Origin of the sequence: Amycolatopsis kentuckyensis, assembly GCF_002155975.1 — a bacterium.
Taxonomy (GTDB): Bacteria; Actinomycetota; Actinomycetes; order Mycobacteriales; family Pseudonocardiaceae; genus Amycolatopsis; species Amycolatopsis kentuckyensis.
Map to the genome: position 1 here is coordinate 1 of NZ_MUMI01000294.1, position 8,393 is coordinate 8,393.

At 71.8% G+C, this 8,393-nt stretch carries 8 protein-coding genes; 3 read left to right on the forward strand and 5 right to left on the reverse strand.

Annotation, left to right across the window (positions count from 1 at the left end):
• Positions 1-1,004, forward strand: a 1,004-nt coding sequence (locus tag CCN39_RS27225) for an FAD-binding protein (RefSeq protein ID WP_143264162.1), incomplete at its 5' end; no start/stop codon positions are given.
• Here CCN39_RS27225 and CCN39_RS27230 read toward each other — a convergent pair.
• The 3 genes from CCN39_RS27230 to CCN39_RS27240 are packed head-to-tail and all read right to left on the reverse strand — an operon-like array spanning position 1,001 to position 3,840.
• Complete coding sequence (locus tag CCN39_RS27230; protein WP_086846633.1) at positions 1,001-2,029, reverse strand: LLM class flavin-dependent oxidoreductase; 1,029 nt, start codon at positions 2,027-2,029, stop codon at positions 1,001-1,003. The two genes, CCN39_RS27225 and CCN39_RS27230, sit on opposite strands and share 4 nt — an antisense overlap.
• Positions 2,030-2,065: 36 nt before the next feature.
• Entirely contained in the window at positions 2,066-3,238 is a 1,173-nt protein-coding gene (locus CCN39_RS27235) for a Glu/Leu/Phe/Val dehydrogenase dimerization domain-containing protein (RefSeq protein ID WP_086846635.1), read from the reverse strand.
• 20 nt (positions 3,239-3,258) lie between these two features.
• Entirely contained in the window at positions 3,259-3,840 is a 582-nt protein-coding gene (locus CCN39_RS27240; protein WP_086846636.1) for a TetR/AcrR family transcriptional regulator, read from the reverse strand.
• A gap of 215 nt (positions 3,841-4,055) precedes the next feature.
• Between CCN39_RS27240 and CCN39_RS27245 the strand changes: the two genes are divergently transcribed.
• Positions 4,056-4,808 (forward strand): trypsin-like serine peptidase, encoded by a 753-nt coding sequence (locus CCN39_RS27245; RefSeq protein ID WP_086846638.1) that lies wholly within the window; start codon positions 4,056-4,058, stop codon positions 4,806-4,808.
• Positions 4,809-4,871: 63 nt separating this feature from the next.
• On the opposite strand, the gene CCN39_RS27250 is transcribed toward CCN39_RS27245, so the two are convergent.
• Entirely contained in the window at positions 4,872-5,699 is an 828-nt protein-coding gene (locus CCN39_RS27250) for a DUF11 domain-containing protein (RefSeq protein WP_086846640.1), read from the reverse strand.
• 180 nt (positions 5,700-5,879) lie between these two features.
• Positions 5,880-6,512, reverse strand: a complete 633-nt coding sequence (locus CCN39_RS27255; RefSeq protein ID WP_086846642.1) for a TetR/AcrR family transcriptional regulator — start codon at positions 6,510-6,512, stop codon at positions 5,880-5,882.
• A gap of 87 nt (positions 6,513-6,599) precedes the next feature.
• Between CCN39_RS27255 and CCN39_RS27260 the strand changes: the two genes are divergently transcribed.
• Positions 6,600-8,300, forward strand: coding sequence for a TIGR03086 family metal-binding protein (locus CCN39_RS27260; protein ID WP_086846644.1), 1,701 nt, complete (start codon positions 6,600-6,602; stop codon positions 8,298-8,300).
• The last annotated feature ends 93 nt before the right edge of the window (positions 8,301-8,393 follow it).

Below are 8,393 nucleotides of genomic sequence, written 5' to 3' on the forward strand. Positions count from 1 at the left end.
CCGCCGCGCTGCGCGTCGGCCTCCAGCGGGCGAACGTCCCGGTGCTGCTGAACACCCCGCTCGTCGACCTGAACGTCGAAAACGGCGCGGTCACCGGGGTCGTGACGCCGCAGGGGCTGGTGCGGGCGCGCCGTGGCGTGATCGTCGGCTCCGGCGGGTTCGAGCACAACGCGGCGATGCGCGCGCAGTACCAGCGGCAGCCGATCGGCACCGACTGGACGGTCGGCGCGAAGGAGAACACCGGTGACGGCCACCGCGCCGGGCAGCGGGCCGGCGCCGCCCTCGACCTGATGGACGACGCCTGGTGGGGGCCGGCCATCCCGACCCCCGGCGACCCGTACTTCTGCCTGGCCGAACGGACCCTGCCCGGCGGCCTGATCGTGAACCAGGCCGGGCAGCGGTTCGTCAACGAAGCCGCGCCCTACAGCGACGTCGTGCACACCATGTACGACAAGAACCCGGCGGCGCCGGACATCCCGGCCTGGCTGATCGTCGACCAGAACTACCGCAACCGGTACCTGTTCCGCGACATCGCGCCGCTGCTGCCGTTCCCGGACGCCTGGTACGCCGCCGGCGCCGTCTTCAAGGCGTCGACGATCCAGGACCTCGCGACGCGGATCGGGGTGCCGCCGGCGGCCTTGAAGTCCACTGTGGACCGATTCAACGGCTTCGCCCGGTCCGGTGTGGACACCGACTTCAGCCGCGGCGCGAGCGCGTACGACCACTACTACACGGACCCGGCGGTGACGCCGAACTCCAGCCTGGCGCCGCTGTGGGCGGCGCCGTACTACGCGCTGCGGCTGGTCCCCGGCGACCTCGGCACGAAGGGCGGCATGCGCACGGACGCCCGGGCGCGCGTGCTGCGCCCGGACGGTTCGGTGATCCGCGGCCTGTACGCGGCCGGCAACGCGAGCGCGGCGGTGATGGGCCACAGCTACGCCGGCGCGGGGTCGACCATCGGCCCCGCGATGACGTTCGGCTACATCGCCGCGAACGACGTCTAGAACTCCTTTTCCACCAACGGCAGCACCTCGGTGCCGAGGAGTTCGATGGCCCGCATGACCTCGGCGTGCGGGACGCCGGACCAGTCCATCTGCATGGCGTACCGGTCGGCGCCGGTGAGCTTGCCGACCGCGATCAGGCGGTCGGCGATCTCCTGCGGGCTGCCGACGAACAGGGCCCGCGCGTCGCGGGTGTACTCGTCGTACTCCGCGCGGGTCGGGACCGCCCAGCCGCGGGCGCGGGCGCCGTACTTCATCGTCTCGAGCCAGTACGGGTAGAACGTTTCCTTGGCGTCCTGGGACTTCTCGGCGACGAAGCCGATCGCGCCCATGGTGACGTGCAGGTCCGCGGGGTCCTGTTCGCCGGCCTCGCCGGCCTGGCGGTAGAGGTCGACCAGCGGGGCGAAGCGCTCGGGCTCGCCGCCGATCACGGCGTACACCACCGGCAGGCCGAGCAGCCCGGCGCGGATCGACGACTCCGGGTTGCCCCCGGTGCCGACCGAGATGCGCAGGCGCCTGCCGTACGGCCGGGGCAGGATCCGGGCGTTCTCCAGCGGCGGGCGGAACTTGCCGGACCAGGTCAGCGGGTCTTCGCGGTCGATGCGCAGGAGCAGGGCGAGCTTCTCCTCGAAGAGCTCGTCGTAGTCGCCGAGGTCGTTGCCGAACAGCGGGAACGACTCGGTGAACGACCCGCGCCCGGCGAGCAGCTCGGCGCGGCCGTGGCTGAGCTGGTCGAGCGTGGTGAACTGCTGGTAGACGCGGACCGGGTCCTCGGTGCTCAGCACGGTGACGGCGGAGCTCAGGGTGATCCGGTTCGTGACGCTCGCGGCGGCGGCCAGGACCGTGCCCGGGTTCGAGATCGCGTACTGGTCGAGGTGGTGCTCGCCGAGGCCGTAGAAGCCGAGGCCCAGCTCGTCGGCCAGCTTGATCCGCTCGAGGGTGTTGGCCAGCGTCTGCGCGACGCTGGGCTGCTCGCCCGTGCGCGGGTCCGGTGCGCGGTCGCCGAAGCTGTAGATGCCGAGTTTCATACAACGCTCAACTATCTCGGGCGCGGATTCGTTCCCTCAGCCGAACCGGGCCTGGATGGCCTCGAGGTTCTTCTCCGACAGCTGCAGCGCGGCGGCGCGCAGGCTCAGCCCGTCCAGGGTGGCGACCTCGAACATGCTGGTCACGAGGGCGCGCATCCGGGTGCGGACCTTGCCGAAGGCTTCCTCGGCGTCCGCGCCGACGTCGCCGAACAGCGTCCACCACCACCAGGAGTTGGTCGCCGAGTTGGCGACGAAGTCCGGCACCACCCGGATGCCCCGCGTGTCCAGCAGCTCCTCGGCGTCCGGCGTGACCGGCAGGTTCGCGGCCTCGACGATGAGTTTGGCGCCGATCTTGGCCTGGTTGTCGGCGTCGACGCAGTAGGAGATCGCCGCCGGCACCAGCACCTCCGCCGGCACGTCCAGCCAGGCCTCCGGCGGCAGGAGCTGGTCGCCGGGCCGGAGGTTGTCGCGGTCGATGCCGCCGAAGCGGTCGCGGTGCCGGAGCAGGTTTTCGACGTCGAGCCCGTCCGGGTTGGCCACGACCCCGCGGACGTCCGAGACGCCGACGACGCGCAGGCCGGCGTCGGCGAGGAAGCGGGCGGTGGCGCCGCCCATCGCGCCGAAGCCCTGCAGCACGACGCGGTTCGGCTGCTTGTCGAGGCCGAGCAGCTCGAGCCCGGTGAGCGTGGCCTGCGCGACGCCGAGGCCGCCGACCAGCTCGTCGAGGCCGAGGCCGCCGACCTCCATCCGCAGCGCCTCCGCCAGCCGGGCGGTCGCCGCGTCGCGGTCTTCGAGCAGCGGATAGATCGCCTGCACCGGGCTGAGCAGGCCGATCTCGGCGATGACGCCGTCGATGACGTCCTGCCGCAGGCCCAGGTCCTCGCCCATGGTCCAGTACTGCTCGATGAGCGGCCGCATGGCGTGCAGGTAGCGGGCGACGACGTCGCGGGCGCGCTCGTCGTAGGGGTCGAAGTCGATGCCGCCCTTGGCGCCGCCGAGGGGGACGTAGCGGCCGTCGGGGTCGTAGTTGAGGCCTTCCTTGAGCGTCATGCCCCTGGCCAGGCCGCGGACCTCGAACAGCGAGCAGCCGCGGCGCATCCGCAGGCCGCCGCTGGCGACGCCGCGCACCAGCCGGTCGATCACCAGGTACCCGCGGCACCCGGTGACGGGATCGGTCCACGCCACTTCGAGCAAGGCTGTTTCGGTCATCGCCCCTCCTGATCCCCCGGTCAACACCCGAGCTCGTGCGCCAGCGCCTGTTCGACCCACCGGTCGCAGTCCCCGGCGGTGACCGTGCCCTGCCGGGCGACGACCTGGACGGCGAGCCCGTCGAGCAGCGCGGTCAGCCGCCACGCGGCGCCGTGCGGGTCGGGGCACCGGAAGGTCCCGGCCCCGACACCCTCCGCGATCAGCGCGACGACGGCATCCCGCCACCGCAGGTCGAGCCGCTGCAGCACGGCCCGCAGGGCGGCGTCCCGCACGGCGGCGGCGCCGGCCTCGATCCACAACGGCCAGTTGTCGTGCTGGGTGGGCCCGTACAGGGCGAGGACGGCACGCAGCCGCTTGTCGGCGGGGCCGCTTTTGCCGAGCTCGTGGTTCAGCTTGGTCAGTTCGTGCTCGGCGGCCTGCCGGAAGGCTTCGATGACGAGCGTTTCGAGGGTCCCGAAGTGGTAGAAGATCAGCGCGGTGCTGACGTCGAGTGAGTGAGCGACGTCGGCGGCCCGCACACCGGCGATGCCCCGGGACCGGATCTGTGCGAGGGCGGCCCGCACGATCTCCTCCCGCCGCACGGCAACGGCCTTCCGCATCATGCGGCCACCGTACCGAGCGGAACGGGTGGGGCGGCAGGCGCCGAATGTGGGTTCCTCGGCCTGTGCGGACAGTCAGGATCGCAGGTGAGGGGCGATGCGCGGGTGGGGCGCGGTGCGGTGGCCGAGCCTGTGCGGCGCTGTGCGGGCACTATGAGGTCGCTGTGCATCGGGCCGCGCACGCTGCGGATGCGGCCTCGCTGTGGTGATCTGAAACGGTGGCGATCAAGTTCCCCCGCACCGCGCTGACGGCCGCGGCGGCGTTGCTGGTCCTGGGGACCGGGCTGGTCCTCGGCACCGGCACGACCGCCGACGACGCCTACGCCGCGGGCGCGGTCACCACTCCGGTCACCACCCCCGCCGCTTCGCCGGCCCCGGCGAAACCCGCCGCGTCCCCGGTCGGGGCGCTGTTCGCCGACGGGAGCCACTTCTGCACGGCGAGCGTCGTGCACTCCGCCGCCGGCGACCTCGTCCTGACCGCCGCGCACTGCGTCCGGGACGGCATGGCCTTCGCCCCCGGTTACCACGACGGCGTCGCGCCGTTCGGGATGTGGCCGGTGACCTCGGTGGCCGTCGCCGACGGCTGGACGGCCTCGGCGGACCCGGACCTGGATTTCGCGTTCCTGACCGTCCGGCAGCCCGGAAACCCGGCGGCGGTGGAAAGCCTCACCGGCGCGAACGTGCTCGGCACGAATCGCGGATTCGAGCACCGGATCACCCTCACGGGCTACCCCGACACGACCGATTCCCCGGTGGTGTGCGACGGGGACACGACCCGTTCCGGCACTTATCAGCTGCGCGTGGCGTGCCCCGGTTTCCCGGACGGAACCAGCGGCGGGCCGTGGGTGACCGGCGGCGCGGTGATCGGCGTGATCGGCGGTTACCAGCTCGGCGGCGACACCCCGGACGTTTCCTACAGCGCGTATTTCGACGACGACATCGCGAAGCTGTACGCGTCCGTCACCTCGTGAAACGCGAAACCGGGCCCGTGCCCCTGGCGGAGGACACGAGCCCGGTTCACCTCTCGCGAACCCTCAGCAGGTCACGATGAGCCCGGTGAGCGCCGAGCACGTCTTCGACGCGCTGTCGTTGGCGGGGTTGGGATCCGACGGCGAGCTCGCCGTCCGCACCGCTGTCGTGGTGTACGAACCGAGCGCGAGCAGGCCGCCGTTGACCGAGAACTTCGGGGTCGCCGACGCGCCGCTGGCCAGCGAAGCGACGTCACAGTTCACGGTGCGGGTGGTGCCGACGCGGACGCAGCCGGTGCCACTGGCGAACGACAGGCCGGCCGGATACGTGGCCACGACCCGGATCCCGGTCGCCGCGGCCGGGCCGGTGTTCGTCACGGTGAGCGTGTAGTCGATGCGCGCGTTCAGCCCGCCGTGCCCGGTGGCGCCCAGCGCGACCTTGACGTCGGCCTGGGTGGCCGGCGCGGCGACGGTGATCACCGGTCCGTCGAAGGTTTCGAAGGCGTAGTTGTCACCGACGAACTGGTGCTGCAGCGTGAACTGCCCGAGTGCCGCGGTGTCCTTGACGCGCAAGGTCCACACCGTGGTCTTCGTGCCGCCCGCCTCGAGATCGCCGAACGCGGCGCGGTAACTGCTCCCGGCCTGGAAGCAGCCGACCGCCGTCGTGTTGGTGCAGGACACGACGTCGACGACGTCGGTGATCGCGGTCGGCGTGCCGTAAATGGCGCCCTTCGCGAAAGTCACCGTGAAATCGCGGTCGTTGTGAATGGTTTGCGTGATCGTGAATGTCTGTCCCGGAACCACCGTTGTGGGACTGACTTCGACGGAACTGGTGGGCGTGTCCGCCTGCGCAGCGGGGGCGATTGCGATGAACGCCGTGGCCAATGCGGCCACCGAGGACAGGATTGTGGTCCGTCGCCAGCTTCTTTGCATAGTCGTCATCTCGCTGTTCCGGTCCGGGGAATGCCGCTCTGACTGATGGTGCATTGGGGTCTTTTCTGGACAGCCGACGCTGATCAGTCGTCGCGCTTCCGGAATTCGTTACCGCCATCCGGACGCGTCGCGGCGCCGCCGTCAGGACGGACGCCAGCGGCCGTTCATCTCACCTGGCCGGGGCGGCGGGCCCGGCAGATCCGGGCCTTTCGCCGACAGCCCCTCGACGAGCAGCGCGAGGTACCGGTGGCGCAGCTCCGACGTCCGCTCCTCGTCGTCGACGCGGATGGCGGCGCAGCACTCGAGGATCATGCCGATGTCTTCGGGGACGGCGTCCGCGCGCAGCCGCCCGGTTGCGTGCGCCCGCGCGACCAGTTCCTTCGTCAGCTCGCCGGCGCGGCGCGCGTCCCGGCCCATCTCGGGGGTCGGGGTGAACGTGCCGGCCAGGTGGACGGTCAGGGAGTGCACGTCGAGCTCGACGACCCGGGCGAGGAACCCGGTCAGCGCCGCCCAGCCGTCCGGCTCCTCCGCGGCGACTTCGGCTTCGCCGATGTACATGAGGAGCCCGTCGTGGCAGATCTTGCAGAGCAGGGCTTCCTTGCTCGGGTACCGGCGGTAGAGCGCGCTGATGCCGACCCCGGCCCGCTCCGCGACCTGCGAGATCGGCGCCTTCGGGTCGCCGAGGAAGACGTGGCGGGCGGCGTCGAGGATGACGAGGTTGTTGCGGGCGGCCTGACCGCGGCGGCCGGGCAGGGCGGTGTCTGTCTCGCGCATCCGCCGAGATTACCACTGGAACGGATCGTTCCGGTCTGATACAGTTCGGAACGAAGCATTCCGTTCCACTCTTCCGAGGAGCTCATCATGACGGTCCCCGCCCTCCGCCCGTTCCGCGTCGAGATCCCGCAGGCCGCCCTCGCGGACCTGGAGAACCGCCTGCGCGGGGCGCTGTGGCCGGACGACCTGCCCGCCGAGTACGGCATCACGAACGAGCGGGTCCGCGGGCTGGCCGAGTACTGGCTGGAGAAGTTCGACTGGCGGGCGTTCGAGGCGCGGCTCAACGCGTACCCGCAGTTCGTGACGGAGATCGACGGCGAGACCATCCACTTCCTGCACGTCCGCTCGTCGCGGGAGGACGCGACGCCGCTGGTGCTGACGCACGGCTGGCCGGGCTCGATCGTGGAGTACCTGGACGTGATCGGCCCGCTGACCGAGCCGTCGTCGGCCGCCGAGCCGGCGTTCCACCTGGTCATCCCGTCCCTGCCGGGCTTCGGCTTCTCCGGCCCGACCCGTTCGGCGGGCTGGGACACCCACCGCACGGCGGCGGCGTGGACCGAGCTGATGAGCCGGCTGGGGTACGAGAAGTACGGCGCGGTCGGCAACGACGGCGGGTCGATGGTCTCGCCGGAGATCGGGAGACTCGCCCCGGAGAAGGTCGTCGGCGTGCACGTGACGCAGCTGTTCTCGTTCCCGTCCGGCGACCCGGCGGAGATGGCGGACCTGAGCGAAGCCGACCAGGCCGCGCTGGCGCACCTGCAGTGGTTCTACGAGAACATGTTCTCCTTCAACACGCTGCACAGCCAGCAGCCGCACACGCTGGCGTTCGCGCTCGCGGACTCGCCGCTGGGCCTGCTGGCCTGGAACGCCCAGCTGTTCGGCGAGCACCTGGACCCGGAGTTCGTGCTGGCGAACGTGGCGCTGTACTGGCTGACCCGCACGGCCGGCTCGTCGATCCGCTTCTACTACGAGAACGCGCACACGACGACCCACCCGGAGGGCCCCACGACGGTCCCGACGGCCCTGGCGATGTTCGCGGGCGACTTCCAGTCGATCCGCAGGTTCGCCGAGCGCGACCACGCGAACATCGTCAGCTGGAACTCCTACGACGTCGCCTCGGGCACGGGCGGCCCCCGCGACGCGGCGGGCCACTACGCGGCGCACGAGGCCCCGGAGGTCCTGGTGGCGGACATCCGGCAGTTCTTCGCGGGCTTGACGAGCGGCTGGCCGGTCCTCGCGTCGGCCCACGAAGCCCTGCGCTCGGCGATCGCGGGCGTGCCGGACTGGTCGGCCCCGACCCCGTGCGCGGAGTGGAACGTGACCCAGGTCCTCCAGCACGCGGCCGGCGACCAGCTGGGCTACGCGGCGGCGATCACGGGAACGGGCGGCCCGGACTTCAACCCGTTCGCCCCCTCGGGCTCGCTCGCGGTGTCGGCCCCGGAGTTCCTGGAGCCGACCCTCGCCGCGGCGACCGCGGCATTCGCCACGGTGTCGCCGGCCGCGGAGGCGGTCCCGACACCCCTGCCGCAGGGAGCCCTCCCCGCCCCGGTGGCGGTCGGAGCGGCAGCGCTGGACGCGGCGGTCCACGCCTGGGACATCGCGGTGGCATCGGGCCAGAAGTCCCCGTTGACCCCGGAGCTGGCCACGCAGCTCCTCCCGGTGGCCAGGCAGCTGGCGGAACCCCTGCGCGGCTTCGCGTACGCCCCCGCACTGGAGCCGTCCCCTGCCGACGACGCGGTGGCGACGCTGCTCCGCTACCTGGGCCGCAACCCCGAGTGGACGGCCTGATCCGGGCCCGGAAGGTGCCGGGAGCCGCAGTCGCGGTTCCCGGCACTCGCCACATCCCCTGGCGGCCGGCCCCGCCAACCCGGCCTGGGTTGG

Excerpts from the sequence above, each read along its gene's own strand:
- CCN39_RS27230 (WP_086846633.1), bottom strand. The coding sequence starts at position 2,029 with ATGAAACTCGGCATCTACAGCTTCGGCGACCGCGCACCGGACCCGCGC.
- CCN39_RS27235 (WP_086846635.1), bottom strand. The coding sequence starts at position 3,238 with ATGACCGAAACAGCCTTGCTCGAAGTGGCGTGGACCGATCCCGTCACC.
- CCN39_RS27240 (WP_086846636.1), bottom strand. The coding sequence starts at position 3,840 with ATGATGCGGAAGGCCGTTGCCGTGCGGCGGGAGGAGATCGTGCGGGCC.
- CCN39_RS27255 (WP_086846642.1), bottom strand. The coding sequence starts at position 6,512 with ATGCGCGAGACAGACACCGCCCTGCCCGGCCGCCGCGGTCAGGCCGCC.
- CCN39_RS27260 (WP_086846644.1), top strand. The coding sequence starts at position 6,600 with ATGACGGTCCCCGCCCTCCGCCCGTTCCGCGTCGAGATCCCGCAGGCC.